Genomic DNA, 26,763 nt, shown 5'->3' with positions numbered 1-26,763 from the left:
CCACTCGCAGCCGGATGAGTAGGCGTGACCGAAATCAATCAGACCTTGAGGGGATATGTCATGAGAAGAGCTCTTGCTTGTGTTTCACTGCTGGCGCTGACCGTGGGGGCGGGCGCCGCCCAGGCCCAAGCCGCGCCAGAGGTGGCCTTCAACATCAGCGTGGTCAGCGACTATGTCTTCCGCGGGGCCAGCCAGACCAATGAGGACCCGGCGCTTCAGGGCGGGATCGACGCTACCTTTGGCGGCGGCTTCTATGCCGGGACCTGGGCGTCGATGGTCGACTTTGGCGATGGAACCGACGCCGAGGTCGATCTGTACGGCGGCTATCGCACCGAGGCGGGGGGCTATGCGCTGGACTTCGGCGTGGTCGGCTATCTGTACGTCAACGAACCCGGCCCGGCGGACTACAACTATGTTGAGTTGAAGGCGGCGGCGTCGCGGGCCATCGGTCCGGCGACGCTGGGGGCGGTGGTCTATTACTCGCCGGATTTCTATGGGGCGGATGACAGCGCGACCTATCTGGAGGCCAACGCCGCCTATGCCCTGGCCGACAAGTGGACGTTGTCGGGGGCGGTCGGTCATCAGTGGCTGGATGTCAACGCCGACTACACCACCTGGAACCTGGGCCTGGCCTATGCACTGACCGACCATCTGACGGTGGATGTGCGCTATCACGACACGGACGTAGACGGGCCGTTGACCGATGATCGCTTTGTGGCGGGTCTGAAGGTCAGCTTCTGATCCAGGCCAGGGGCGGCGACGGGCCTGACCGGTCGCCGCTTTCCCTCCTTCGCTTTCCCTAGGGTGATCTTGGCGCCGCCTTCGCAGCGGGCTACGCCTGCGGTTCAATCTTGCTCTTGGGAGAGACGCACTTGGACCTGAACGCCGTCACCGATCACATTCGCAGCGCAGTTGGCGACAACTCGGGCCTGGGCAAGACCGTCAAGCTGGACCTGGGCGATGTCGGCAAGATCTTCATCGACGGCGCTTCCGTGCCGAACTCGGTGTCGAACGACGACAAGCCCGCCGACGCCACCGTCTCGATGAAGTGGGACGATTTCGTCGCCCTTTCGGAAGGCAAGCTCGATCCGATGATGGCCTTCATGCAGGGCAAGCTGAAGATCGCCGGCGACATGATGATCGCGCAGAAGTTGGCGCCGCTGCTGAAGCGCTGATGCGTTTCTGAGCACCCAGAAACATGGCGGCGCGGTCCTACGGGGCCGCGCCGTTTTGCTGTCGGAGGAGTAGCCTATGAATTTCCAGCCGAGTGAACGCGGTCTGCATTGGCGCGAACGCGTGCGCCGTTTCATGGACGAGCAGGTCCTGCCCCGTGAAGCCGAATACCGCGCCCAGGTCCATGCCGATCCGAAGGTCCAGCCGGCGGTGATGGAGGAACTGAAGGCCAAGGCCAGGGCCGAAGGGCTGTGGAACATGTTCCTGCCGGGCGATCACGGCGCGGGCCTGAGCAATCTCGAATACGCCCCCATCGCCGAACTGATGGGCCGGGCCCTGTGGTCGGCCGAGGTTTTCAACTGCAATGCGCCTGACACCGGCAACATGGAAGTCCTGCACATGTACGGCGACGCCGCGCAGCAGGAGCGCTGGCTGGCGCCCCTGATGGCGGGTGAAATCCGCTCGGCTTTCCTGATGACCGAGCCCGAGGTGGCCTCGTCGGACGCCACCAATATCCAGACCAGCATCGTCCGCGACGGCGATCACTATGTGATCAACGGGCGCAAGTGGTGGTCGACCAATATGGCCCACCCGAATGTCGCCATGACCATCGTCATGGGCAAGACCGACCCGGAGGCGGCGACCCACCAGCAGCAGAGCCAGATCATCGTGCCGGTCGACACGCCTGGTTTCCGGGTCGAGCGGATGCTGTCGGTGTTCGGCTACGACGAGGCGCCGATCGGTCACGCTGAAGTGGTGCTGGAGAATGTCCGCGTCCCGGTCTCGAACCTGATCGCGGGCGAGGGACGGGGCTTCGAGATCGCACAAGGGCGGCTGGGGCCAGGGCGCATTCACCATTGCATGCGGGTGATCGGCGCGGCGGAGAAGGCGCTGGAACTGATGGTCGAGCGGTTGCTGAGCCGCACCGCCTTCCGCAAGTCGTTGGCCGAGCATTCGGTGTGGGAGCAGCGCGTGGCCGAGGCGCGCACCAATATCGAGATGTGCCGCCTGCTGGTGCTGAAGGCCGCCTGGATGATGGACGAGGTCGGTGCGAAGGGCGCCAAGTCGGAAATCGCCCAGATCAAGGTCGCCGCGCCGCGCATGGCGCTGAAGGTCATCGACGACGCTATTCAGGCCTTTGGCGGGGCGGGGGTGTCAGGGGATACACCGCTGGCCGAACTCTACGCCACGGTGCGGACCCTGCGGATCGCCGACGGCCCGGACGAGGTGCACAACCGCACCATCGCGCGGCTCGAATACGCCAGGCACGGCGGTTTGCGGCGCTAATCAAAAAACGGGGGCCGTGGCGCTTGCCATGGCCCCTTTTCACCCCGCCGGCTGATGGTCGACTGTCAGTGCCGCTTGTCTGGGCGGAACATCTGATGGCGGTGGTGCGAGCCGATGCCGCCTTCCGTCACGTCGCTGATGAAGAAATTTTCGCTGTGACGGTGTGGCGGCTCGGAGCCGAAGTGCTGGCGAATCCAGTTGGTGAAGCCGGTCTTCTTGACCTGTGGTTCACCGGAAGCTGCTGACGAGGCCTTATCCTGTTCGGACGGGTTGCGGGGCTGGGTATTCAGAGGGTTCATCATGATCGACTCTCCCGGGTCTGATGATGAAACCGATCAAATGAGGCGCTGTTCCCTCTGCCTAGCTGTCGTCGTCGATTACATTTTTGACAGCTTCCAGAGGGACTTCCATGTCGAGCAAAATGGCCAGCCGATGCCGTGCGCGGTTGACCCGGCTCTTGATCGTCCCGACCGCGCAGCCTGAGATGTCGGCCGCTTCCTGATAGGAAAGACCCGCCGCCCCGACCATGACGATGGCTTCGCGATGCTCCGGGGGCAGGGCGTTCAGAGCGGCCTGCAACGACGTCAGTTCAGCTGTCCATTCCTGGCTGGCCTCGGCGGTCAGGCCGGCGGCGTAGCGGCCTTCCTCGTCGGGCACCTCGCGGCGGCGCTTGGCGGCGCCCGTGTACCAGCTATTGCGCAGGATGGTGAAAAGCCAGGCCCGCAGATTGCTGCCCGGCTCGAACCGCGCCCGATGGGCCCAGGCCTTGGTCAGGGTTTCCTGCACCAGGTCGTCGGCGTCGGCGGCGTTGCGCGACAGGGAGAAGGCGAAGGCGCGCAGGGACGGCAGGAAGATCGTCATGGAGTCACGCCAGTCGACGGAATCGATGATGCCGACGGGGCGACGAGAGGCGGTACGACGCGGGCCTTTGTCCTGCGGCCCGTCAGGCACGCGAACATGGGGCATGCAACGGGAGTCCTGAAGTCTGAGCCGCGGCCCGACAACGGGCCGTGAGTGTCAGAAACGTCGCCTCGTCGCGGTCGTTCCGCCGGGAAGGGGCGGATTGATCGGCGGAACCGGCTTGCGCCAGCCGGCATTGATCAGGACTGGCGATGGCGGTCCTCAGAGAGATCAATGACCCAAGCCGTTCGGGCGTCGACGATCATCGAGACGGATGTCGAAGTTTATCGGCGGTTGCGGGCCCGTATGCCCTCGCTGGCCCGAGGGCTGTCGGCGGAGGACCTGGCCGCCCAGTCCATGCCGGACGCGAGCCCGGGCAAGTGGCATCTGGGCCATGTCAGCTGGTTCTTCGAGACGATGATCCTGGCGGCGCAGCCCGGCTATCGGCCGGTCGACGCGCGGTTCAACCCGCTGTTCAACTCCTATTACGAGGCGCTGGGCGAACGCGTCGAGCGGAGCGAACGAGGTTTGATGACGCGGCCGTCGCTGGCCGAGGTGATGGCCTACCGCGCCGAAATAGATCGCCGCATGGAGGTGCGGCTGGCCGAGGGGCTGGGTGAGGGGCTGGAGCGCTATCTTTTCGCGTTGGGTCTGAACCACGAGCAGCAGCATCAGGAGCTGTTCCTGATGGACCTGCTGAACCTGATGGCGTGTTCACAGCTGGATCCGGCGGCCTATGAGGCGGACCCGCGTGGCGCGCCGCGACAGGAGCGCCGGGAGGGCTGGGTCTCGTTCGAGGGCGGCCTGACGGAGATCGGCGCAGGTGAGGACGGCTTCGCCTTCGACAACGAGCGACCGGCGCACAGGGTCTGGCTGGAGCCGTTCTCGCTGGCCGCCGACCTGACGACCAATGCCGACTGGATCGAGTTTATCGACGACGACGGCTATCGGCGGCCTGAGTTCTGGCTGTCGGACGGCTGGGCGCGGGTGAAGGCCGAGGGCTGGACCGCGCCGCTTTACTGGCGCGAGGAGGCGGCGGGGTGGAGCGTCATGACCCTGGCTGGGCGGCGTCCCGTTGATCCCGCGGCGCCGGTGCGCCACGTCAGCTTCTATGAGGCTGAGGCCTTCGCCCGGTGGTCGGGACGGCGGTTGCCGACCGAGGCGGAGTGGGAACAGGCGGCGCGGCTTGATCCGGCGGCCTTCTCGAACCTGACGGGCGAGGTTTGGCAGTGGACCGCCAGCCCATACGCCCCCTATCCTGGGTTCCGTCCGACCGAGGGGACGGCGGCGGAATACAACGGCAAGTTCATGGCTAATCAGATGGTTCTGCGCGGCGGGGCCTTCGCCACGCCTGAGGGCCATGCGCGGCCCAGCTATCGCAACTTCTATTATCCGCATCAGCGCTGGATGTTCGCAGGCGTTCGACTGGCGGCGGACGGTGGCCAGATCGAGGAGGCGGGGGCGCACGACGCCTTTCGTCAGGACATGATCGACGGCCTGTCGCGCCGGGTGAAGGCCTTGCCGCCCAAGTGGTTCTATGACGCCGAGGGGTCGCGGCTGTTCGAGGAGATCACCCGCCTGCCCGAGTATTATCCGACGCGGCAGGAGGCGGCGCTGCTGCGGCGTGTTGCGCCCGAGTGGGCCGTGCGGTTCGGGCCGGGGGCGGTGCTGGTGGAGTTGGGGTCAGGGGCCAGCGAGAAGACGCGTATCGTGCTGGACGCGGCGCGGGATCTGGCGGCCTACGTCCCCATCGACATCAGCCCGACCGCGTTGAGCGAGGCGGCCGTGCGTATCGGCGCCGACTATCCGGGTCTGAAGGTCTTGCCGGTGGTTGGGGATTTCGAGCATCTGGCGCCGCCGCCGGTCGAGGCGGGGTCGGGACGACGGATTGGCTTCTTCCCCGGTTCGACCATCGGCAATCTGACGCCCGAGGCGGCGGTGGCCCTGCTGCGGTCGTCGCGGCAGGTGCTGGGCGAGGGGAGTCTGTTCATTCTGGGCGTCGACCTGGTGAAATCGCCCGAGGTTCTGGTCGCGGCTTATGACGACGCCCAGGGCGTGACGGCGGCCTTCAACCGCAATCTGCTGACGCGGGCCAATCGCGACCTGGGCATGGATTTCGAGTTGGAGACCTTTGACCACGTGGCCCTGTGGAACGCCGAGCATTCACGGATGGAGATGCATCTGCGCGCGACGCGCCCGATGACGGTGCATCTGGGCAAACTGGCCTTCCGCTTTTCGGAGGGCGAGACGATTCATACTGAAAGTTCTCGCAAGTTCGATGAGGCGTCCGTGAAGGCGCTCGCGCAGGCGGCGGGATGGGGACTGGAGGCGTTCGAGGTCGGGCCTGACCCGTCGGTCGGTTTGGCCCTGCTGGTGGCCTGATCCTTTGGCGCAGCAAAAAGGCGGCGCGCCGAAGGGCTGCGCCGCCTTGATGCTGATGCAGACGAGCCTAGCCCTTGGAGGGGGTGTCGCTGTCTGTCTTGTTGCGAGAGCCGTGCGAGGCTTCGCCGCCTTTGCGGCCGGCCTGGGCGGCGAGGCTGCGGTCCTGGGAGAAGCTGCGCTTCTCGCTGGGCACGCTGGCCCCGCCCTTGCGGGCGATCTCGCGCTGACGTTCGGGATCCATGGAGGCGAAGCCTCGCTTGGAAACACCCGACCCGCGGGTAGGCTGACCTTCGGCCATCGGCTGTTCCTTTCTAAGACGGCGGCGCTTGGCTGATGAACCCGGTCGGAAGGTCTAGGTTCCGGGGAAGGATGATTTCCTCGTTCGCCGAACTGGCGCGAGCGGCGAGGTCGGAACCCCGCAGGGCGCGACGGGTTGATCGGCCATCCCTGAAAGGACGTGACATATGCCTGATCCCTATGCGCCGACGCCCTCGCCGGAAGACATCGTCAACGGCAGTTCCTATCGCTCGCAGGCGCTGGAAGAGGAGGCCGACGCCATTCTGGTGCGCGGCGAGACGCCGCGGCCGTTGCATGTGGCGATGCGGGAGGACGTGGCCGAGGCGCGCGTCTGGGCCGAGCGGCGCGTCAATCGGGCTCGCGACGCCATCCGCGACGAGCCAATGCGCGCGACTCTCTATGCCTTGGGGATCGGTGTGATCCTTGGTCTGCTGGCTGCGCGCTAGCTCAGGACGGGCCAGTCGCGGGGCGGGCGATGGGCGCTCGCGACATGGCCTGATCGGAGACGTAGGGGTTGGTGCGTCGCTCGGCCCCGAAGGTGGAGTGGGGGCCGTGACCGGGGACGAAGGTCACGTCGTCGCCCAGGGGCCACAGCTTCTGCGTGATGGCGTGCAGCAGGGCGCCGTGGTCGCTGCGCGGAAAGTCGGTGCGGCCGATCGAACCCTGGAACAGGACGTCGCCGACCTGGGCGAAGCGGGCCTCGCGGTTGAAGAAGACGACGTGGCCGGGCGTGTGGCCGGGACAGTGGACAACCTCCCAGGTCGTCTCGCCCAGCGTCAGAACGTCGCCGTCGTTCAGGAAGCGCGTCGGGGTGAAGCTGCGCACGTCGGGTAGGCCGTACTTCTGACCCTGTGTGGGAATCAGGTCGATCCAGAACTGGTCCTCGGCCTGGGGGCCGATGATGTCGACGCCAGACTTCTCCTGCATCTCGGCGGCGGCGCCGGCGTGGTCGAGGTGGCCGTGGGTGATCCAGATGGCGTCCAGCGTCAGGCCGCGTCGCCCGATCTCGCCCAGAATCGCATCCACCGAACCGCCCGGGTCAATGACGGCGGCCTTGTTCGTTCTCGTGCACCAGACGGTGGTGCAGTTCTGCTGCAGCGGCGTGACGGGCGTGATGAAGACGCCGATGGGGGCGGAGTTCTGGCTCATGGTCATCCAGATAGCGACGGCTGAACGGCAAAGGAACCCGCGCGCGTTGACCTTTCGGCCCCTTCTCGACATAAGGGCGGGCTTCGAGGCGCCGCTCCAAAAGGGCGGCCCTATTGCTTTATCCACCGCGCGCGCCGTTCGGCGTCGCCACAGAGCGTCAGAATCCCGACCATGCAAGTCGTCGAAAAGTCGAACGAAGGCCTCAGCCGCGTGATCGCGGTGACCATCCCCGTCGCCGAGCTGAACGAAAAGCTCGAAGCGCGCATCAAGGAAGTCGCGCCGCAGATGAAGCTCAAGGGCTTCCGTCCGGGCAAGGTGCCGGCCGCGCACGTCAAGAAGACCTTCGGCCGTGACTTCATGGGCGAAATCATCAACGCCTCGCTGAACGAAACCAGCCAGAAGGCCTTGGATGAAGCCAAGATCCGTCCGGCCGCCCCGGCCGAGATGAAGCTGGTCTCGGACATGGACAAGGTCATCGCCGGTCAGGAAGACCTGGCCTATGAAATGTCGCTGGAAGTCATGCCCGACTTCACCCCGGTCGACCCCAAGACCCTGAAGCTGGAGCGCCCGACCTACACCGCTTCGGACGAGGACCTGGACGAAGCCCTGAAGGAACTGGCCTCGCAGGCCAAGTCCTACGAGGACAAGACCGGCAAGTCGGTCAAGGCCGCTGAAGGCGACCAGCTGACCATCGACTTCGTCGGCAAGCTGGACGGTGAAGTGTTCGAAGGCGGTTCGGCCGAGGACGCCGACCTGGTGATCGGCTCCAACCGCTTCATCCCGGGCTTCGAAGAGCAGCTCAAGGGCGCCAAGGTCGGCGAAGAGAAGACCATCGAGGTCACCTTCCCGGAAGAATACCAAGCCAAGAACCTGGCCGGCAAAGCCGCCACGTTCGACGTCAAGGTCAAGGCCATCAAGGCCGAGGCCGAAGCCAAGATCGACGACGAGTTCGCCACCCGCATCGGCCTCGAGTCGCTGGACAAGCTGAAAGAGCTGCTGAAGGCCAACCTGGATCAGCAGTACGCCGGCGCCGCCCGCTTCAAGCTGAAGCGCGCCCTGCTGGACCAACTGGACGAAGCCCACGACTTCGCCCTGCCGCCGAAGATGGTGGAAGCCGAGTTCGAAGGCATCTGGGCCCAGGTGTCGGCTGACAAGGACGCCGGCCGTCTGCCGGAAGAGGACGCCAAGAAATCGGAAGACGAACTGAAGGCCGAGTACAAGAAGATCGCCGAGCGCCGCGTGCGCCTGGGTCTGGTGCTGGCCGAGATCGGCCGCGCCAACAACGTCGGCGTGACGGACCAGGAACTGTCGGGCGCCATCATGGCCGAAGCCCGCAACTACCCGGGCCAGGAGAAGATGGTTCTGGACTTCTACCGCCAGAACCCGAACGCCGCCGCTCAGCTGCGCGCGCCGATCTATGAAGAGAAGGTCGTCGACCTGATCGTCGGCGTCGCCGACGTCACCGACACGCCGATCTCGAAAGAAGAGCTGCTGAAAGAAGAAGACGAAGGCTAACTTCGAACTCAGGCCAAGGTTGGCCTAGGGATGCTGGACGGGCGGTTCTCTCTGAGGGAACCGCCCGTTTTCTTTGGGGGCGTGGATTCAAATGCGCCGTTCTGATATCGGTGATCTTTGGCGTGGGGCGGGTTGGCGTCCCGTCGCGCGGCAAAGGTGGTGACGATGTCCATAGTCGCATTCATCATGGGCGCCTCTGTGTTGATCGGGGGGGCTCAAGCGTCGCCTTCCCAGATCGAAGTCGCGCAAGCCGACGCCCAGTCCGACCAAGCCACGCAGGTCGATGATGTTTTTGTCGATGGCCGCAGCATTCAGGATCAAGCCTGGGCTTTTGCGGGTGAAGTAGCGGCTCCCGTGGCGCAACGCGGCTTGGCGCGATGGAGGGGGAGCGTCTGCATCGGGGTCGTGAACATCAGCAACCAGATCGGCCAAGCGCTGGTCGATCACATCTCACGTCAGGCGATGGAGGTGGGTTTGCCGGTGGGGGAGCCCGGATGCGCGCCAAATATCATTGTCACGTTTACCGATGACGCTGATGGGTTGGCCGCCGGCCTGGTGGAGCGGAGTGGTCGTGCGTTGCATTCCGGTATTGGCGGGATGGATCGCGGCAAGCGCGCCCTCGCTGATTTTCAGACATCAGATCGTCCTGTTCGCTGGTGGCATGTCAGCATGCCGGTCGTCGGCGCGACAGGCGAGCGGGCGATCCGGATGCCGGGTGACTCGGGACCGATTTTTGTGCCGGGCGAAGGGCTGGTCAACGCAGGGCGGCCCATTGCTGATGTCCTCAACAAGGCGATCATCATTGTGGACGTGAACAGGCTGGAAGGAGCTACCCTTCCTCAGTTGGGCGATTACATCGCGCTGGTCTCGCTCCTGCAGGTTGATCCTGACGGTGATACGCGCGGGTTCCAAACCATTCTCAATCTTTTCGACAATCCCTCGACTGTTTCGGGGCTTACGGGATGGGACAGGGCATATCTGTCATCGTTGTATGACGCCTATCCTGAACGGATAGACCGATTGGATCAGGCGGCTGCCATGGCCCGGAGCATGATTCGTGCTGAGCGGGAGGACCGACGGAAAGCTGATCTGGAGCCGTAGCTGCAAGGATCCTCGCCGCAACGCCTTGCGTGATCGGCTTGGCGACGCGATATCTTGAGCGAAGCTGCCCGAACGGTGAGTCGGGCTGCCAGCATTCGAGAAGGCCTTTATGCGCGATCCGATCGACTACATCTCCAACAACCTGGTGCCGATGGTGGTGGAGCAATCCAGCCGCGGCGAACGGTCGTTCGACATCTTTTCGCGCCTGCTGCGCGAGCGGATCATCTTCCTGACCGGTCCGTTCGAGGACGGCATGGCCTCGCTGATCTGCGCCCAACTGCTGTTCTTGGAATCGGAAAACCCGAAAAAGGAAATCAGCATGTACATCAACAGCCCCGGCGGTCAGGTGACCTCGGCGCTCGCGATCTACGACACCATGCAATACATCAAGTCGCCGGTCTCGACCGTGGTCATGGGCATGGCCGCCTCGGCCGGTTCGCTGATCCTGACCGCCGGTGAAGCCGGTCAGCGCATTGCCCTGCCGAACGCCCGTGTCATGGTGCACCAGCCCTCGGGCGGCTTCCGCGGCACGGCCTCGGACATCGAGCGCCATGCCGAGGACATCATCGCCACCAAGCGTCGCCTGAACGAAATCTACGTCCACCACACGGGGCGGACCTATGAGGAAGTCGAGCGCACCCTGGACCGCGACCACTTCATGACCGCCGAGGAAGCCAAGGCCTGGGGCATCGTCGACCACGTCTACGACAAGCGCGCCGAGGCCGAGGCCGACGGCGTCAAGGCCCCCTAAGCCTGAGCTTCAGGTCCTGAGATAGCGAGGCGGGGTCCGGCGACGGGCTCCGCCTCGAATCGTTTTGCGGCCCGTGCTATCAGGCGGCCATGCAGTACACGCGCGATTCCAAAGGCACCGTCGAAGTCGACGGCGAAATCTATGAGTGGGAGATCCGCCGCCAACCTCAGCCCAAGTCGGGCGGGAAGTGGGAAGGCATGGCGGTAACCCTGTGCCTGGTCGACTTCAAGCGCGAAGCCATCATCCAGTTCCCGCCGCCGCTGCGCCCCAACGGCCGGCCGGACGTTGAGAAGCAGCGGGTCAACGTGGATGCGGTTCGCAACGCCGTGATCTCGGCGACAGAAGCCGGTTGGAACCCGACTTCGCGCGGCAAGCCCATGGTCTTTGACGTGGACGCCGACGGCCACTGACCGCCGGCGCAGCGCGCGCCTCTCAGGGGCGGCCGGTGAAGACCCGGAAGCCCTTTTCCTCGGCGATGGCGATCATTTCGGTGTCGCCCGTGGTGTCGCCGTAGGCGGCGGCCAGCTTCATATCCTCGCCATAGGCAGCGCGGAGGCGGCGCACCTTTTCCTCGCCCCGGCAGTTCTCGCCGGCAAAGGCGCCGGTGACGCGGTCCTGGGCATCGAACATCAACTGCGTGCCCAGAAGGCCCTCGGCCCCCAGACGGCGGGCGAAGGGGGCAACGGTCGTTTCCGGCGAGGCGGTGACGATGACGCGGTGCGCGCCTTTCTCGCCCCAGGCCTCCCAGCAGGCGAGGGCGTCGGGACGCATGAAACGGTCCCAGACCTGATCGGCGTAACGCTCGGCCTCGGCCTCCAGCGCCCGGCGCTCCATTCCTAGCAGGAATTCGCGCACCGACGCCGCCTTGATCCGCCCCCGGTCGCGGTCGCCGACATAGGCCGCCAGCGCGGGCGCCATCCTGGCCAGACCGATCGCCCAACCCGCCGCGCCGGCCCGCCAGCGAAGGAAGGCGGTGAAGCTGTCGCGAATCGTCAGGGTGCCGTCGAAGTCGAAAGCGACGATCGGACGGTCCCCGACGGGGGACTGGCGAAACGAATGTGCGGCGCCCATGTCAGACATTAGCCGTGATCCCCATAGAAACTGTCATTCACCTGCCTGTTCGTGCGTTGTCGCGTCGCAACAGGCTTGTGGCGGAACGTGTGATGGGTGATTGTCATTTTTTGAAGACCTTCGCGCGTAGATTCACGGATCGAATGCGAAGGAAGCGCCTTTCGTCCCATGTCGGGCCGGATCGCGGGAGTGAGAAGGGTCTATGACCAAAGCCGCCGGCACAGACGCCAAAAGCACGCTCTACTGCTCGTTCTGCGGAAAGAGCCAGCACGAAGTGCGCAAGCTCATCGCCGGACCGACGGTGTTCATCTGTGATGAATGCGTCGAGCTGTGCATGGATATCATCCGCGAAGAGCACAAGATCGCCTTCAAGACGACCAAGGACGGCGTGCCGACTCCGAAGGAGATCCGCGACGTCCTGGACGACTATGTGATCGGCCAGAGCCACGCCAAGAAGGTGCTGAGCGTCGCCGTCCACAACCACTACAAGCGCCTGAACCACGCGACGAAGAACAACGACGTCGAGCTGGCCAAGTCGAACATCATGCTGATCGGGCCGACCGGCTCGGGCAAGACGCTGCTGGCTCAGACGCTGGCGCGCATCATCGACGTGCCGTTCACCATGGCCGACGCCACGACCCTGACCGAAGCCGGTTACGTGGGCGAGGATGTCGAGAACATCATCCTGAAGCTGCTTCAGGCCTCGGACTACAACGTCGAGCGGGCCCAGCGCGGCATCGTCTACATCGATGAAATCGACAAGATCTCGCGCAAGTCGGACAACCCCTCGATCACCCGCGACGTGTCGGGCGAAGGCGTGCAGCAGGCCCTGCTGAAGATCATGGAAGGCACCGTCGCTTCCGTGCCTCCGCAAGGCGGCCGCAAGCATCCGCAGCAGGAGTTCCTGCAGGTCGACACCGCCAACATCCTGTTCATCGTCGGCGGCGCCTTCGCTGGCCTTGAAAAGGTGATCTCGGCCCGTGGGGCAGGTGCCTCGATCGGCTTCGGCGCCAAGGTCAAGGAAATCGACGAGCGCCGCACCGGCGACATCCTCAAGGGCGTCGAGCCGGACGACCTGATGCGCTTCGGTCTGATCCCCGAGTTCATCGGCCGTCTGCCGGTTCTGGCGACCCTGGAAGACCTGGACGAGGCGGCGCTGGTCACCATCCTGACCGAGCCGAAGAACGCCCTGGTCAAGCAGTACAAGCGCCTGTTCGAGATGGAGAACGTGACGCTGACCTTCACCGACGACGCCCTGTCGGCGGTGGCCAAGAAGGCGATCACCCGCAAGACCGGCGCGCGCGGCCTGCGTTCCATCCTGGAAGGCATCCTGCTGGAGACCATGTTCGAACTGCCGACCTTCGAAGGGGTGGAGGAAGTCGTAGTCAACGCCGAGGTGATCGAGGGCCGCGCCCAGCCGCTGCTGATCTACTCGGAAGCCTCCAAGAAGAAGGCCGACGGCGCCGCCTGATCGGTCGACATCAAGCCGGAAGGGGGCGGCGCCGGCGACGGCCCGCCCCCTTTTTCTTTCCAGTCCGATCTGCGGCCCCGGCGCCACAGACGGTCCGGGGCGGGATTTCTTTGCAGAACGCCGGCCGGGCACGAACCGGCCTTGAGGGAGGCGTGATGCGAACAGGTCGTCCAGCGTGGCCGCTGAAACACGCTTCTGTGGGCCATCCGCCCGCCACGCTTGAACCCGGCGTCACACGAACCACATACTCACACGAAAGCCGCCGGAATCGGCGGGTCGTTTTGGGGAGTCCGGGCATTCGCGCCCTGGCGTTTCAGGGCGGCGGGCCGGAGATCTCCGAAGGCCCTGGAAAGTACGCATCATGACCGAGAGCAAAATCCTCCCCGTCCTGCCGCTGAGAGACATCGTCGTCTTTCCGCACATGGTCGTGCCGCTGTTTGTCGGCCGCGAGAAGTCCGTGCGGGCGCTCGACGAGATCATGAAGGGCGACAAGCAGATCCTGCTCGCCACCCAGAAGAACTCCGTCGACGACGATCCCGCACCCGACGCCATCTATCAGACCGGCGTGCTGGCCACCGTCCTGCAACTGCTGAAGCTGCCTGACGGCACTGTGAAGGTGCTGGTCGAGGGCAAGGGCCGCGCCCACCTGATGCGCTTCACGGACCGCGAGGATTACTATGAGGCCGAGGCCGCCGAGATCGCGGACGAGGAAGGCGACGCCTCGCAGAGCGAAGCCCTGCTGCGCGCGGTGATCGAGCAGTTCGAAAACTATGTGAAGCTGAACAAGAAGGTCCCGCCCGAGGCCCTCAGCTCCATCCCCCAGATCAGCGATCCGTCCAAGCTGGCGGACAGTGTGGCCGCGCACCTGTCGGTGAAGATCATCGACAAACAGGGGCTGCTGGAAACCATCGCCGTGCCGGCGCGCCTGGAGAAGGTCTATGGCCTGATGGAGGGCGAGATCAGCGTCCTTCAGGTCGAGAAGAAGATCCGCTCGCGCGTGAAGCGCCAGATGGAGAAGACCCAGCGCGAGTATTATCTGAACGAGCAGATGAAGGCGATCCAGCGCGAGTTGGGCGAGACCGACGACACGCGCGACGAACTGCTGGAACTCGAAAAACGCATCCGCAAGACCAAGCTGTCCAAGGAAGCGCGTGCCAAGGCTGAGGCGGAGCTGAAGAAGCTGCGCAACATGTCGCCGATGTCGGCGGAATCGACCGTGGTGCGCAACTACCTCGACTGGCTGCTGTCTGTGCCGTGGGGCAAGGCCAAGACCAAGCCCATCGACCTGCAGAAGGCCGAGGACATCCTTGAGGAGGACCACTACGGCCTCGAGAAGGTCAAGGAACGGATCATCGAGTATTTGGCCGTCCAGGCCCGCACCGGCAGCCTGAAGGGTCCGATCCTGTGCCTGGTCGGCCCTCCCGGCGTCGGCAAGACCTCGCTGGCGCAATCCATCGCCAAGGCGACGGGGCGTGAATACGTCCGCATGTCGCTGGGCGGCGTGCGTGACGAAAGCGAGATCCGCGGCCACCGCCGGACCTACATCGGCTCCATGCCCGGCAAGATCATCCAGTCGATGAAGAAGGCGAAGACGACCAACGCCTTCGTCCTGCTGGACGAGATCGACAAGCTGGGCTCCGACTGGCGCGGCGACCCGTCGTCGGCCCTGCTGGAGGTGCTGGACCCGGCTCAGAACTCAACCTTCGGCGACCACTATCTGGAGGTCGACTACGACCTGTCGCAGGTCATGTTCGTGACCACGGCCAACAGCCTGAACATGCCTCAGCCCCTGATGGACCGGATGGAGATCATCCGGGTCAGCGGCTACACCGAGGACGAGAAGGTCGAGATCGCCAAGCGCCACGTCCTGCCTAAGCAGCTCAAGGACCACGGCCTGAAGGAAGGCGAGTTGATCGTCCCGGAAGAGACGATCCGCGAGCTGATCCGCTACTACACCCGTGAAGCCGGCGTGCGTTCGCTCGAGCGCGCCCTGGGCGGTCTGGCCCGCAAGGCCGTGCGCGAGATGGCCAAGACCAAGGCCGCCTCGATCACCGTTGATGCGGCCAAGCTGGCCGAATACGCGGGCGTGAAGAAGTTCCGCTATGGCGAGACGGACGCCGAGGATCAGGTCGGCATCGTCACTGGTCTGGCCTGGACCGAGTTCGGCGGCGATATCCTGACCATCGAGGCGATCAAGATGCCGGGCCGCGGCCGCATGACCGTGACCGGCAACCTGAAGGAGGTGATGAAGGAGTCGATCTCCGCCGCCGCCTCCTATGTTCGCAGCCGCTCGCTGGCCTTTGGCGTCAAGCCGCCGGTGTTCGAGAAGACCGACATTCACGTCCACGTGCCGGACGGCGCCACGCCCAAGGACGGCCCCTCTGCCGGTGTGGCCATGACCGTGGCCATGGTTTCGGTCTTGACGGGCATTCCGATCCGCAAGGACATCGCCATGACCGGCGAGATCACTCTGCGCGGCCGCGTCACCGCCATCGGCGGCCTGAAGGAAAAGCTGCTGGCCGCTCTGCGTTCCGGCGTGAAGACGGTGCTGATCCCTCAGGAGAATGAGAAGGATCTGGAGGACGTGCCGGAGAACGTGAAGTCGGCGCTGGAGATCGTGCCCATCTCGACCGCCGACGAAGCGCTGAAGTGGGCCCTGACCGGCACGCTGACGCCGGTGGAGTGGGATGAGGCGGCCGAGCCGCTGCTGCCCGCGCCGCAGGCTCCTTCGACGCCGGACGGCGCCGCTGTCAGCCACTAGGGCCGACGACAATCTGATCGACAGCGCGCGGCTCGGGGCAACCTGGGCCGCGTTGCTTTTGACCTTCGCGTCAGGAAGGCCTTAAGTGCGCCTCGGGGAATTTTGCTGGGGAGCAGAACCAATGAACAAGACCGAGCTGATCGGCGTCATGGCTGAGGCGGCGGGCATCAGCCGCGACCAGGCCAGGCTGGCGCTGGAAGCCTTCACCGACAACGTGACTGCTTCGCTGACGCGTGGCCGCGACGTGCGCCTGGTCGGTTTCGGCAGTTTCATCGCCGTCGAGCGCAAGGCCGGGACAGCTCGCAATCCGCAGACCGGCGAGGCCATCGCCCGCCCGGCCTCGCGAACTGCTCGCTTCAGGGTTGGGGAAGGATTGAAAAGCGCCTTGAACGGCTGACCAGAGACGGGCATGAAGCCCGCCTGACGCACACGTCATGAGGGCGGCTAGCTCAGCTGGTCAGAGCATCTCGTTTACACCGAGAGGGTCGGCGGTTCGAACCCGTCGCCGCCTACCAAAATTATCCAATAAAATCATATAATTACAATTTCTCAATCCTCCGTATGCAGAGCGTTTTTCTTCTCTTTTTGAGTTAGTGGGGCGCCAGTGGGGCAGAATTGACGAAACAAGCCCCTCAGCAGAGGCGCGCGGCAGATGGCCGCGGAATGCTGTTTCAGGCCTTTTCAGGTGGTTTCTTACGAGGCGTTCGGCCGGGTGAGCGACGTGACTGAGACTGGCCTGCCGCCCGCCGCATGCCCGGCGTGCTAGAATCCGGATGTCGTTGATTTGCGAATGATCGGATTTTGGAGGTCGGCGTGGCGGGAGAGCTCACGACGGATCGGCAGATTTCTGCATTGAAGCCGGCCGCGAAGGCGTACGAGCGAAAGGTCAGCGGGAGCCGGGGCCTGGCGCTTCGGGTCTTTCCCAGTGGTTCGCGTCAGTTCGAGTATCGCTATGTGACCGCCGGCGGCGTTCGACGACGTCTCGTTCTCGGCGCCTACCCTGGTCTGACCCTCGCCAAGGCGAGGATCGCCGCGAACGCTTCCCGAATGACCGTCCTGGAAGGGGCAGATCCGGTTGGCGAACGGGCGCAGACGCGGGACCGACTGCGGACAGGCGAAACCCTCAATGACCTGGCGGAGGCCTATTGGGCGGCTGCGGCCGTAGGGCTGCATGGAGGACGGCGTCGCCCCAAGCGGGCGATCTCCATCCAGAGGGAGAGAAACACGTGGAAGCTGCATGTGCGGGAGCCGTTGGGCGGCCGACCGTTCGTCGATATCCGACGGGCCGAGATCAAGGCCTTCATGGTTCAGGAAGAGCGTATCGAGATCAACCCGGTGACCGGGCTCTCCCGACCCTTGGCCCTGACATCGCGCGAGCGGATGTTCGATGATGCAGGGCTCAAGACTATTCGCAACGTCGCGATCGAGGCCTCCCTGCCGAGGGTGCCCGGAGAGGGGGGCGGTCAGGCCCGGCTGGAGCCTGTTATGGGATTGGCGATCCAGCTTCTGATGCTGACCCTGACGCGTCGCACCGAGATCGCGGGTGCGCGCAAGGCGGAAGTGGATCGGGCGGCGGGTCTCTGGATCATCCCGTCCGAGCGAAGCAAGGCGAGGCATCCGCATGTCGTGCCCTTGGGCGCGCGGTGCCTCGAAGTGATCGAAATGGCCTGGGGTCTGGATCCGGACAGTCCCTTCCTCTTCCCATCGCCGCGTTCGCCTGACCAGCACCTCGACCCTCACGCCATCACCCGGGCGATCGCCAGGACGTGCGAGCGAAAGGGTCTGCCGCTGGGGTCGCCCCATGACGTCAGGCGGTCAGGGGCGACAACCCTGACCGGGCGCTACGGCTTCTCGCGCCTCATCGTGGGCCTGGTGCTTGGACATACGCCCAAGGAGGGCGCTGCGGTCACGGGGGTCTATGACCGTCATACCTATGTGCCGGAAAAGTGTAAGGCGCTTGAAGTCTGGGCGAACCATCTGTGCGGGGAGGCGTCGCCGAAGGGGTCTGGCGCCGAGGTCTATGCGGGTGAGGGGACGGAAGGACCTGAATCGTCTCAGGTGCTGGCGGCCTATGTTGAAGCCGCCAAGGCGCGCGCGATGGCCCTGTGCGCGGCGGGAAACCTGCATGGCGCCGTCCTGGGTCTGTGCATGGAGCTTTCACGTCGCTCCGAAACCGCCGGCAGCCATCTGGACATTCTCGCACGGGGCGGGATGGAGCTTGCGATCTCGGGCTCCAAGGGAGGCGTGGAGGCCTGGGTGACCGGCTTCCGTTAGCCTTGGACGAAGTGGGCGCCTTGCACCAAGCTTCAGGTGCGCTACCACCGCCTGATGCAACGCTTGTTCGCCTCAATCGCCGCCGCCGCTCTCCTGTCAGGTTGCGCGGGGACCTTGCCTGTCTCTACGTCTGAGACGCCGCTCAAGGTCGCCAGCTGGAATCTGGAGCATCTGGCCGCCCGGGACGGGCAGGGGTGTCGTCCCCGGGAGGAGGCGGACTATGCGCTTCTTCGCCGCCACGCCGATGCGCTCGGCGCCGATGTGATCGCCTTCCAGGAGGTGGAGAACCGGGCGGCGGCGGAACGGGTCTTCGATCCCGCAAAGTATGAAGTCGTCATGTCGACGCGGCCCGAGAGCGTGCGGGGCCCTGAATGCCGTGGGCTGTCAGGCCGTCACATCCAGAACCAGGCCGTAGGTTTCGCTATCCGAAAGGGCGTCGTCTGGTCGCGCAATGCGGACCTCTCTGCTCTCGCCCTGGGCAATCCCAACCTCCGTTGGGGTGTGGATGTCACTGTGACGCGAGGACGGCCGCTCCGCCTCCTCGCCGTACACCTGAAATCGGGATGCAACTCTGGCCGTGCACCGACCGATCCGGATTGCCCGGTGCTCTTCGAGCAGGGACCTGTGCTGGAAACCTGGATCGATGATCGCGCCCGGACGGGAGAAGCCTTCGTCGTTCTCGGTGACTGGAACCGACGTCTGGCGAGCCGGGGCGACGCCTTTCTTGCGGAGATCAATGACGGAGAACCGGCCGGCGCCGCCCTGACCCTCGCGGGCGGAGGTCGTCAGGCGAATTGCAAGGCGCGATATCGGGAGTTCATCGACTTCATTGTGCTCGGGACGAATGCCGCTGAACGGCTCGAACCGGGCTCGTTCGAGGAATACGTCTATGGTGCGCCGGAGACGGAGCATCCTTCGGATCACTGTCCGATATCAGTGCAGGTCCGGCGCTGATCTTTAACGATGGCGGCATCGCCAAAGACGTCATTTTGTGTTGGCGATGTCCCATGGCAGGGAGCGGTAAAGTTCGGCCGCCAATGCGAAGCGATCTGCAAATGGCTGGAGATCCGCGACTTCCAGTCGGAGCGTGTCCCATTCGGCCTCGGCGCGAGCTACGACCTCGTCATTTTCCAAGGAACCTGCGTCCGGTCGAATGTCGCGGGTGGCGCATTTCTCGAGCAGGATTCGATGGATGGTCGTGCGGTCTGCATCATCCATAGGGTGAGCATCGACAAGATAGGCGATGTCATAGACGTCCTGGCGGCGGTTCCGATTGCGGATGGGTTGTTGGAGCAGCGCCCGGAACTTCTCGGCGATCAGTTCGTGGATAGTGAAGGCGCGAATGGCGACGCCGGCGTCGATCAGGCTCAAGTCCTGCGTCGTGTACACCTGATCCCGGAAGCTGATCTCCACGTCGATCACCCGGGGCGCTTGGCCTTCTGCAAGGCGGCGTTCTTCAGGCGTGTTTCTCAGGGCGGAGCCGATCCGCACCTGTAGAGCCGGGAAGTTCATGGCTTCGAAGTTTTGCGGGCGGGGCAGTTTGCGGATGCTCTGAACCCGGCAGACCAGGTCCAGGTAGCCCAATTCAATCGCGGTGCGCGGTAGGAGCCTGTTCAACTCATCGCTGAGCAGTTCGTCAAAGCGCTCGGGGCCTACCAGGGCTGTGAAGTCGACGTCGGCCGTTAGTCGCCGGCTGTCGAAAGCCAGGGCCATCAGGGTGCCGCCCTTCAGGACGAGGGTGTCCTTCAGGCTTGGCGCCACGCCGATGGCTGTCAGCACGATTTCAGTGACCTGCCGATCTCTGTAGGCGATCGGGTCGTGGGCTGCAGTCTCGACCCAGGCCCTGACGTCTATTTCGACAACCTGTGCGCGTTCGGGGGCGTCGATGTCAGACATTGAGAGAGATCATCCAGGTTTCCGAGAAAACAGGCCGATAGTCGGCGCTGGGGTCAAGCTTGCGCGAGCCGCCGCGCTGGGCGAAGGCGCGCCAGGCGTCGATACGTGTCGATGTCACGCCCATCCGTTCGCTCAGGATATAGCCTGCGCGCACCTTGACGATTCCGGAGGGGGCAGCGTCCGCGGCGTCCATGATCCGGTCGAGCCAGTCGGGCGCATGCGCCTCCCAGACATCGAGCACATGTTGCATGCCGCCACAAAGATGCGGAGCTTCCAGCATGTCGATAAAGGTGGCGCCGACCTCGGCCACCCGGGTTTTGAGTCCTCGCACCGTTGTGGTTTTGGCTGGGTACTTAGTTTCATGAACTGTGACGGGGCGGCGTCTAAGTGCGTCTCCAAGGCCGAAGTGAAGCAGTAGTGAGCGTGCCTCTTCCTCGTGGCGTGAGGGGACCTCCCTCGCTACCTTGGCGTCCCGCAAGCTGTTCCATTGGGTCCGCGCCGGACGGGTCAGATGTAGTTCCTGAGGGGTGCGTTCTGTCAGACCGAAGCGTTGCATGGCTGAAAGATGGGAGACGTAGCAGAAGGGGTCGGCGATGCAGGCTGCTTCTGCACCATCGGCTGCTCGCGTGGACTGGACTAGCCGCCAGACGCCGGATTTGAAATCCTGATCCTGCGCCAGGGTGCGACGGTTCACTAGCTTGCGGATCATTCCCCGGCTTCGCACGACGTCCCAGTCCTTAGGCAGTCGCTTGATTTGAGTGTTTTGGTATTGGCGCGCCTCGAACAGGGTCCAGGCCGTGAGGAAGACGTCATAGTCCGTCACGAGCGGAACGTCCTGCTCGAGCAGAGTCTGTTCGATTGCATCCGTGAACGAGATCATGTCCAGCTCTGATTGCCTTATGTCCTAAGGACATAAGGCAATCAGAGCATGATGGCAAACTTGAAGGTAGGTGGTCCGGGTCGAATTGCATTTGATCTTCTCCCAGCCATGCCTTATGTCCTAAGGACATAAGGCATGGCTGGGATGATGTATAATTTCCTGCGTGTCCGGAAATTGGCTCAGCGCCGCATCTAAGTTTTAGGGTTTGGACCCTTTCTGACCGTCTCTTCACTGATCGCCACAAGGCGATGTTTCCAGTGGAGTTTTTGTGTCCGGTTCAAAGCTTGTCGTTCCCCCATCGATTGATGCGCGTGTTCAAACAAAAAGAGGGAGGCCGCCTCTCCCCATCGTCACCCATCCCGTCGCCCTGTGGAAGGTTCATGATGACCCCCGGGACTTCCACGCCGCGCTGGATCTCCAGATCCGCCGGCATGGCGAGAACTCCCATCGGCTTCATCGGGCGATCGTGGCCGCTGGAGGGCTTACGGACCGGACAACCCTCGCGGCTTGGCGGCGAGGCCTGAAGGTCCCGCAGACGCCCGCGAGTCTGAAGGTCCTCGACATCATCGAGCATCGCTATCGGCTGGAGGGTGGCTATCTGAGGTCGCGACTGAAGCAGCCCCGCGCCTGGAGAGGCCTTGTTCCGCCGGAGGTGCGACATGCGGAGTCCCGTCGTCTGGCCTGGCACCTGCCGGATGACTTCGATGAGAGGTCGGGTGAAGAGCAGGAGGAAATCCTGACTTGGGTGCGTTCGACCATCCTGTCCGGCGGCACGGCCTACCATCGCTATCATTCGACCGTGTCGAAGCATCGATTCGCGCTCCGTTTTGACGGAAGCGGACCCGCTGAGCTGGCAGCCCCCACGCTGCTTCGGGCCGAGATGGACGCCCTCCTGCGGTTCAAGTCGGCGACGCTCACGGACATCGGCTATCAGCGCTCCGGCGTATGGGGCGCGGAGACGGCGTCCCAGCGCGAGGAGCATCTGGCGCTGCTATTCGGCGCCCTGGCCGCCTTGCCTGACGACGAGGTCAGCGGTCTGGGCATGCCTCGTGAGGCCCTGACCTTCGGGCTGCTCGTCCTTCCGTCGGTCTGGGACTGGTACGTCCAGTGGCGCGAGCGGCGCCGGGGCTTCTTCACCGGCTGGGAGAGCGAGATGCTCCTGCTCGGCGCGGCCTTCACGCGCAGCCAGACTGGGTGGCTCCGGCAGAGCCCGTGGCTGGCGGAGCGGCTGCGTCCCATTCCTGGCGTTGTCGGGCAGGGGGACATCGACCGGATCCGTGAGGATTGGGACGGCGCCTGCGAGCAAGTGCATCGCCATGCCCTAGCCAGATCCAAGGAGATCGAGCGGGTCGCCAGGGTTCATCGGGACCCCTTTGAACCCATCCTGCCCATTCTCGAAGCGGCGAGCCCTGTCGGGGAGTATCGCAAGATCACGGAAGAGATTCTGCGCCGCATGCCCGATGAGAGGCGCTATCCCCGGGCCGCCGCGGAGGCGGTCCGGTCCTTCCTCATGTTGAGGCTGGGTCTGCACCTCGGCGTCCGGCAGAAGAACCTGCGGCAACTGCTGCTGCGTCCGCGGGGGAGTCCGCCGACGCCGGAGAGGGAACTGGAGACCCGGCGATGCGGCGAACTGCGCTGGAGCGAGAGGGAAGGGGGCTGGGAGGTCTTCATTCCCTGCGTGGCCTTCAAGAACTCCGGCTCGGCCTATTTTTCCAAACGCCCGTTCCGGCTTTTGCTGCCTGACCTGGGCGGCCTGTATCGCTGGATCGACGCCTATGTCGGACGCCATCGACCGGCCTTGCTGAACGGCTCGCGCGACCCAGGCGCCTTTTTCGTCAAGACCGTGAAGACCTCGAGCCGCGACGCCGCCTACAACCAGCACACCTTCTACAGCGCCTGGCGCCAGGTGATCCAGCGGTATGGGATCTACAACCCTTACACGGGGAGAGGGGCGATCCCGGGCCTGCTTCCCCATGGGCCGCACAATGTGAGGGATGTCCTGGCGACCCATGTGCTGAAGCTGACGGGTTCTTACGAGCAGGCCAGCTACGCCATCCAGGACACGCCGGCCACGGTCGCCGACCACTACGGTCGCTTCCTTCCGCAGGACAAGGCGGCGCTGGCGGCCCAGGTCCTGAACCGGGTCTGGGAGGCGGCTTAGGTGAGTGGAGGGAGCCGGACGCGGGCGACGTTTTCTAGGGCCAGCCTCAAGAGGGGAATACTTGCTGTCGAGGAGGTCGGGCACATGGTCCATGCGGTTGAGTTCCCGCCCGGTGGCGGATTCACCTTGATCCTTGCCGCCGGAACTGGACAGGCCGAGGTCAATGAATGGGATGTCGCCTTGGGGATTACCGATGCGCAAGGACGCCCTTTGCCCCGGTGAGGCATGTGAGATTCCCGATCTTCCGGCCGCTCTGACGTCGTCGGGCGAAGGGAGTTCCTATTTTGTTCCTTTTTTGCTAGGTGGTGTCGGTGATCGAATCCGTGACGCCTCGCAAGATCATCCATGTGGACATGGACGCCTTCTTCGCCTCGGTGGAGCAGAGGGATGATCCCGCCCTGCGCGGTCGTCCCGTCGCCGTAGGCCACGCCGCTTTGCGCGGCGTGGTCGCCGCCGCCAGCTATGAGGCGCGCAAGTTCGGCGTGCGGTCGGCCATGCCGTCGAGCACCGCCTTGCGGAAGTGCCCGGAACTGATCTTCACGCCGCCCCGGTTCGAGGTCTATCGCGCCGTCTCGGCCCAGATCCACGCCATCTTCGCTGACTATACGAAACTGATCGAACCTCTCTCCCTAGACGAGGCCTATCTCGACGTCACAACCAATCTCCGGGGGCTGCCGTCGGCGTCCGCGACGGCTGAGGAGATCCGCGCGCGCATCCTCGAGGAGACGGGTCTGACGGCGTCGGCCGGCGTCTCCTACAACAAGTTCCTGGCCAAGCTGGCCTCGGACCAGCGCAAGCCTAACGGTCAGTTCGTGGTCGCGCCGGGGCGGGGGGAGGCCTTTGTCGAGGCCCTGCCTGTGAAGCGCTTCCATGGTGTCGGGCCGGTGACGGCGGAGAAGATGAACCGACTGGGCGTCGAGACCGGCGCGGACCTGAGGCGTCAGTCGCTGGCCTTCCTGCAGCATCACTTCGGCAAGTCCGGCGCCTGGTACTACGGCGTGGCGCGAGGAGAGGATCATCGTCCGGTCAATCCCGATCGCGAACGCAAGTCGAGCGGGTCGGAGACCACCTTCGCCAGCGACCTGGTCGATCCGGCGGCGATCGAAGTCGGGCTGCACGAGATGGCCGACGATGTCTGGGCCTGGTGCGAGAAGGCCGGGTTCCTCGGGCGGACTGTGACGGTGAAGGTCAAATGGGCGGACTTCCAGCAGTCGACCCGGAGCCGGTCCTTCAATGAGCCGGTCGCCTCGCAGGCGCGATTGCGTGAGGTCTCCCGTCTTCTCCTGCGATCCCTTTATCCTCCGACCAGGGGCGTGCGGCTTGTCGGGGTGACCCTATCCAATCTGGAGAAGGGCTCGCCGAAGCCTGCGTCTGGCGAACTGGCGCTGTGACGGGCATGCTTCAGGGCGATCTGTTCGGCCACGTCTGCGCGCCTGCCGTTCCGCAGGGTTTCGACTACTGGCCGGACGTCCTTTCGGAAGCCGAACAGACGAAGCTGGTCGAGCAACTGCAACGGCTGGACTTCAGGCCTTATGAGCATATGGGCTATCAGGGCTTCCGGCGGATCGCCGCTTTTGGACGACGCTATGATCTGGAAAGGCGCAGGCTGGAGACGGCGGAGCCCTGGCCGGACTTCCTGAAGGCGCTGCTGGCGTGTCTGGCTGGACGGCTTAGCCTTGATGAAGGGGCCTTCGTCCAGGCGCTCGTCAATGAGTACGCCCCCGGCGCAGGGATAGGCTGGCACCGCGACCGGCCGGTCTATGAGGATATCGTCGGCGTCTCCCTCCTTGCGCCCTGTGTCATGCGGCTGCGGCGGAAGCAGGCGGCGCAGTGGCGTCGCGCCGGCGCAGCGCTGGAGCCCGGCTCTGTCTATCGGCTGTCCGGCGAGGCGCGAGAGGCGTGGGAGCATTCCATCCCGGCCATGACGGCTCTGCGCTATTCCATCACCTTCAGAACCCTGGCCGGAGGCGCGAACTAGCCTGCCAGGATCTCGGCGGCTTCGGGATAGCGCTGGGCCAGGCGCGAGGCCCAATCAGCTGACAGGGGGCGAGCCTGCCGGGCCTCGCGGGGACGCGCCAGGACAAGGGCGGCCGCTTCACGATGGACGGGCCAGTCCATCAGGAGGCGCATGGCGGCCTCGAAGTCCGGGTGGGTAGCGGCGTGGGCGAAGGCGCGGTCGAGGGCCTCGACGTCATCGAAGTCGGGCAGGCGGGAGAGATAGTCTCGAAGGACGGACGCCGACAGGTCGCGTTCGAACAGGCTCCAGCGCAGGTCCTGGGCCTCCTGGCGGTTTCCTTCGGCGTCGAGGACGTCGATGGAGACGGTTTCCCAGGTCGGGGTCAGTCGCGGAGCGCCTTCCTTCGGGTTGCGGCCGAAGGTCCAGTTTCGGTTGAGCGGGGAGGGGCTGAGGGCGCCTTCAAGAGCGGCGCGGGCTTCTGCGACGCGCCCGGCTCCAAGGAGGCGGCGGGCGATGTCGGCCGCGATGTCGGGCGATCCGGCCTGTTCGGGTGTGAGGAGCGACAGCCAGAGGTCGAGGTCCTCGGCCTTGTCCGCCAGGCGGCGCAGCAGGTTGCGGCCCGCCGGGGTCTTCCTGGCCGATGCGTCCAGGCTGTCCAGCAGCCGGCGCGCCGTGCGCGGGCCGAGGGTCTCCCCAGCATTGGAAATCCAGCGTGCATAATCCTGTGGCCGTCGGCGTAGAGCTTCGGCCAGGTCGCGCAACGCCCTATCGTCAGAGGCTTCCGCAAGGGTGAAGAGTTCCGGGGCGGCGTCCTCGAAGGCGTCGGCGAGCTCGCCCTTGGTGTCCTTCATGCGGGCGGCGAGGCCCGGGTAGAGATCGAACCAGCGGACAAGGACAGCGAGGGCCGCCTCGGGGGCCGCCTGGGCCAAACGCTCGACGATCATCCGGCGGTGAGCCTGCAAGTCCTCGATCAGTTCCCCGCGCTTACGCCAGGACACGCGGGTGCGGGCGGCGGAGAGCGCGGTCAAACGCTTGTCGATCTCGAGGGACAGAAGGTCGGGGCTGGCTTCGGCGGCGAGCTCCAGCCGAAGTCGGCGCTTCAGATTGGCGTTCCCTACCCCGGCCTCGATGAGCAGGTCCGCCAGGCGAGGCGCACCGAGATGGGTCAGGCTGGCGGCGGAAAGCCGGGTCGAGGGTCGTGGTTGTCGGGCCATGAGGTCCTTTGGCGGGCGACCGTTCGCCGTGTGGCGGCGGCTTTAGCATGAGGAGCGCGTTTCCACCTGTCCAAGAGAGGAAGACAGGTCTGGCGCGAAAGTGCAAAAAGCCCTTTCCGGAACGAGGGCCCATACACCTCGCCATTCGGGGAGCGATCATGCCGCAGGTCAACGACACCGTTCACATCCGCTTCTCGATGCGAGGAATGTCAGGTCCCTTCTGGCAGACCAACGCCACAATCGCCTCCGTCAACGGGACATCCCTGTTGCTCGACGGGCTGGATCGGCAGGTGCCTGCCGTCGCCTCCGAACTTTAGCGCGCGGGCGCCGGGCGCCGGGCGCTGGACCCTGGATTGGGAGGTTAGGCGGCGACCTTGAGGGCCTTCCAGAGTCCGGCCTGCAACCGGCGAGCGTGAGGGTTTCCCCTAGTCGGCGTCCCTGTCATCAGCTCTTGAAAGGGCCGACGGCTAGGGTCGTCTGAGCTCGATCGGCGCCTGGAGCGCCAGGGACGGCGACAGGAAGC

General features: G+C 64.7%; 26 protein-coding genes and 1 tRNA gene. 19 read left to right on the top strand and 8 right to left on the bottom strand.

Annotation, left to right across the window (positions count from 1 at the left end):
- Nucleotides 1–60 precede the first annotated feature (60 nt).
- The 3 genes from ACIQTU_RS10470 to ACIQTU_RS10460 all read left to right on the top strand — a co-directional run bounded on the left by ACIQTU_RS10470 (nucleotide 61) and on the right by ACIQTU_RS10460 (nucleotide 2,460).
- Complete coding sequence (locus ACIQTU_RS10470; RefSeq protein ID WP_400546300.1) at nucleotides 61–741, top strand: TorF family putative porin; 681 nt, start codon at nucleotides 61–63, stop codon at nucleotides 739–741.
- A 131-nt stretch (nucleotides 742–872) separates the two neighbouring features.
- Nucleotides 873–1,175 (top strand): SCP2 sterol-binding domain-containing protein, encoded by a 303-nt coding sequence (locus ACIQTU_RS10465; protein ID WP_400546297.1) that lies wholly within the window; start codon nucleotides 873–875, stop codon nucleotides 1,173–1,175.
- Between the two features lie 76 nt (nucleotides 1,176–1,251).
- Nucleotides 1,252–2,460, top strand: coding sequence for an acyl-CoA dehydrogenase family protein (locus tag ACIQTU_RS10460; protein ID WP_400546294.1), 1,209 nt, complete (start codon nucleotides 1,252–1,254; stop codon nucleotides 2,458–2,460).
- 65 nt (nucleotides 2,461–2,525) lie between these two features.
- On the opposite strand, the gene ACIQTU_RS10455 is transcribed toward ACIQTU_RS10460, so the two are convergent.
- Complete coding sequence (locus ACIQTU_RS10455; RefSeq protein WP_400546291.1) at nucleotides 2,526–2,762, bottom strand: hypothetical protein; 237 nt, start codon at nucleotides 2,760–2,762, stop codon at nucleotides 2,526–2,528.
- A 58-nt stretch (nucleotides 2,763–2,820) separates the two neighbouring features.
- Nucleotides 2,821–3,426, bottom strand: coding sequence for a sigma-70 family RNA polymerase sigma factor (locus ACIQTU_RS10450; RefSeq protein ID WP_400546288.1), 606 nt, complete (start codon nucleotides 3,424–3,426; stop codon nucleotides 2,821–2,823).
- 168 nt (nucleotides 3,427–3,594) lie between these two features.
- Here ACIQTU_RS10450 and egtB point away from each other — a divergent pair, with 168 nt between their 5' ends.
- Nucleotides 3,595–5,742 (top strand): ergothioneine biosynthesis protein EgtB, encoded by a 2,148-nt coding sequence (egtB, locus tag ACIQTU_RS10445; RefSeq protein ID WP_400546285.1) that lies wholly within the window; start codon nucleotides 3,595–3,597, stop codon nucleotides 5,740–5,742.
- A 67-nt stretch (nucleotides 5,743–5,809) separates the two neighbouring features.
- Here egtB and ACIQTU_RS10440 read toward each other — a convergent pair whose 3' ends face one another.
- Nucleotides 5,810–6,040: a general stress protein gene (locus ACIQTU_RS10440; protein WP_400546282.1), complete on the bottom strand. Its 231-nt coding sequence runs from the start codon at nucleotides 6,038–6,040 to the stop codon at nucleotides 5,810–5,812.
- Between the two features lie 166 nt (nucleotides 6,041–6,206).
- On the opposite strand from ACIQTU_RS10440, the gene ACIQTU_RS10435 reads away from it, so the two are divergent.
- Nucleotides 6,207–6,485 (top strand): hypothetical protein, encoded by a 279-nt coding sequence (locus ACIQTU_RS10435; RefSeq protein ID WP_400546279.1) that lies wholly within the window; start codon nucleotides 6,207–6,209, stop codon nucleotides 6,483–6,485.
- Between the two features lies 1 nt (nucleotide 6,486).
- Here the strand turns inward: ACIQTU_RS10435 and ACIQTU_RS10430 are convergent, their stop codons facing one another.
- Entirely contained in the window at nucleotides 6,487–7,188 is a 702-nt protein-coding gene (locus ACIQTU_RS10430; RefSeq protein ID WP_400546276.1) for an MBL fold metallo-hydrolase, read from the bottom strand.
- A 171-nt stretch (nucleotides 7,189–7,359) separates the two neighbouring features.
- On the opposite strand from ACIQTU_RS10430, the gene tig reads away from it, so the two are divergent.
- From tig to ACIQTU_RS10410, 4 genes are all read left to right on the top strand, one after another.
- Nucleotides 7,360–8,703, top strand: a complete 1,344-nt coding sequence (gene tig / locus ACIQTU_RS10425) for a trigger factor (protein WP_400546273.1) — start codon at nucleotides 7,360–7,362, stop codon at nucleotides 8,701–8,703.
- A 165-nt stretch (nucleotides 8,704–8,868) separates the two neighbouring features.
- Nucleotides 8,869–9,804 carry a hypothetical protein gene (locus ACIQTU_RS10420; protein ID WP_400546270.1) on the top strand — a complete coding sequence of 312 codons (936 nt, stop codon included), beginning with the start codon at nucleotides 8,869–8,871 and terminating at the stop codon, nucleotides 9,802–9,804.
- Nucleotides 9,805–9,913: 109 nt separating this feature from the next.
- On the top strand, nucleotides 9,914–10,555 hold the full coding sequence (locus tag ACIQTU_RS10415) for an ATP-dependent Clp protease proteolytic subunit (RefSeq protein WP_400546267.1): 642 nt from the start codon (nucleotides 9,914–9,916) through the stop codon (nucleotides 10,553–10,555).
- A gap of 89 nt (nucleotides 10,556–10,644) precedes the next feature.
- On the top strand, nucleotides 10,645–10,965 hold the full coding sequence (locus ACIQTU_RS10410) for a hypothetical protein (protein WP_400546265.1): 321 nt from the start codon (nucleotides 10,645–10,647) through the stop codon (nucleotides 10,963–10,965).
- Nucleotides 10,966–10,987: 22 nt separating this feature from the next.
- Here ACIQTU_RS10410 and ACIQTU_RS10405 read toward each other — a convergent pair whose 3' ends face one another.
- Nucleotides 10,988–11,635 carry an HAD-IB family hydrolase gene (locus tag ACIQTU_RS10405; RefSeq protein WP_400546262.1) on the bottom strand — a complete coding sequence of 216 codons (648 nt, stop codon included), beginning with the start codon at nucleotides 11,633–11,635 and terminating at the stop codon, nucleotides 10,988–10,990.
- Nucleotides 11,636–11,828: 193 nt separating this feature from the next.
- Here ACIQTU_RS10405 and clpX point away from each other — a divergent pair, with 193 nt between their 5' ends.
- From clpX to ACIQTU_RS10375, 6 genes are all read left to right on the top strand, one after another.
- Entirely contained in the window at nucleotides 11,829–13,097 is a 1,269-nt protein-coding gene (clpX, locus tag ACIQTU_RS10400; RefSeq protein WP_105562269.1) for an ATP-dependent Clp protease ATP-binding subunit ClpX, read from the top strand.
- Nucleotides 13,098–13,458: 361 nt separating this feature from the next.
- Nucleotides 13,459–15,858 carry an endopeptidase La gene (lon, locus tag ACIQTU_RS10395; RefSeq protein WP_400546258.1) on the top strand — a complete coding sequence of 800 codons (2,400 nt, stop codon included), beginning with the start codon at nucleotides 13,459–13,461 and terminating at the stop codon, nucleotides 15,856–15,858.
- A 121-nt stretch (nucleotides 15,859–15,979) separates the two neighbouring features.
- A complete protein-coding gene (locus ACIQTU_RS10390; protein WP_400546255.1) occupies nucleotides 15,980–16,255 on the top strand; it encodes an HU family DNA-binding protein in 276 nt (91 codons plus the stop codon).
- 41 nt (nucleotides 16,256–16,296) lie between these two features.
- Nucleotides 16,297–16,373, top strand: a tRNA-Val gene (locus ACIQTU_RS10385).
- 286 nt (nucleotides 16,374–16,659) lie between these two features.
- Complete coding sequence (locus tag ACIQTU_RS10380) at nucleotides 16,660–18,132, top strand: tyrosine-type recombinase/integrase (RefSeq protein WP_400546252.1); 1,473 nt, start codon at nucleotides 16,660–16,662, stop codon at nucleotides 18,130–18,132.
- Nucleotides 18,133–18,168: 36 nt separating this feature from the next.
- Nucleotides 18,169–19,086 carry an endonuclease/exonuclease/phosphatase family protein gene (locus ACIQTU_RS10375; protein ID WP_400546249.1) on the top strand — a complete coding sequence of 306 codons (918 nt, stop codon included), beginning with the start codon at nucleotides 18,169–18,171 and terminating at the stop codon, nucleotides 19,084–19,086.
- Nucleotides 19,087–19,116: 30 nt separating this feature from the next.
- On the opposite strand, the gene ACIQTU_RS10370 is transcribed toward ACIQTU_RS10375, so the two are convergent.
- Nucleotides 19,117–20,028: a nucleotidyl transferase AbiEii/AbiGii toxin family protein gene (locus ACIQTU_RS10370; RefSeq protein ID WP_400546246.1), complete on the bottom strand. Its 912-nt coding sequence runs from the start codon at nucleotides 20,026–20,028 to the stop codon at nucleotides 19,117–19,119.
- A complete protein-coding gene (locus ACIQTU_RS10365) occupies nucleotides 20,021–20,908 on the bottom strand; it encodes a hypothetical protein (RefSeq protein ID WP_400546243.1) in 888 nt (295 codons plus the stop codon). The genes ACIQTU_RS10370 and ACIQTU_RS10365 overlap by 8 nt, the downstream gene beginning before the upstream one ends.
- Nucleotides 20,909–21,176: 268 nt before the next feature.
- Here ACIQTU_RS10365 and ACIQTU_RS10360 point away from each other — a divergent pair, with 268 nt between their 5' ends.
- From ACIQTU_RS10360 to ACIQTU_RS10350, 3 genes are all read left to right on the top strand, one after another.
- A complete protein-coding gene (locus ACIQTU_RS10360; protein WP_400546240.1) occupies nucleotides 21,177–23,069 on the top strand; it encodes a hypothetical protein in 1,893 nt (630 codons plus the stop codon).
- Between the two features lie 305 nt (nucleotides 23,070–23,374).
- Nucleotides 23,375–24,460, top strand: a complete 1,086-nt coding sequence (dinB, locus tag ACIQTU_RS10355) for a DNA polymerase IV (RefSeq protein ID WP_400546237.1) — start codon at nucleotides 23,375–23,377, stop codon at nucleotides 24,458–24,460.
- 5 nt (nucleotides 24,461–24,465) lie between these two features.
- Complete coding sequence (locus tag ACIQTU_RS10350) at nucleotides 24,466–25,047, top strand: alpha-ketoglutarate-dependent dioxygenase AlkB (protein ID WP_400547107.1); 582 nt, start codon at nucleotides 24,466–24,468, stop codon at nucleotides 25,045–25,047.
- Here ACIQTU_RS10350 and ACIQTU_RS10345 read toward each other — a convergent pair.
- On the bottom strand, nucleotides 25,044–26,240 hold the full coding sequence (locus tag ACIQTU_RS10345; protein ID WP_400546235.1) for a DUF6880 family protein: 1,197 nt from the start codon (nucleotides 26,238–26,240) through the stop codon (nucleotides 25,044–25,046). The two genes, ACIQTU_RS10350 and ACIQTU_RS10345, sit on opposite strands and share 4 nt — an antisense overlap.
- Before the next feature lie 158 nt (nucleotides 26,241–26,398).
- Here ACIQTU_RS10345 and ACIQTU_RS10340 point away from each other — a divergent pair, with 158 nt between their 5' ends.
- A complete protein-coding gene (locus tag ACIQTU_RS10340; protein WP_400546232.1) occupies nucleotides 26,399–26,557 on the top strand; it encodes a hypothetical protein in 159 nt (52 codons plus the stop codon).
- Nucleotides 26,558–26,763 lie beyond the last annotated feature (206 nt).

The sequence above is a fragment of the Brevundimonas sp. NPDC090276 genome (assembly GCF_044772165.1).
Taxonomy (GTDB): Bacteria; Pseudomonadota; Alphaproteobacteria; order Caulobacterales; family Caulobacteraceae; genus Brevundimonas.
Note: the sequence above shows the minus strand (reverse complement) of the source record. Positions and strands in the feature narration are given on the sequence as shown.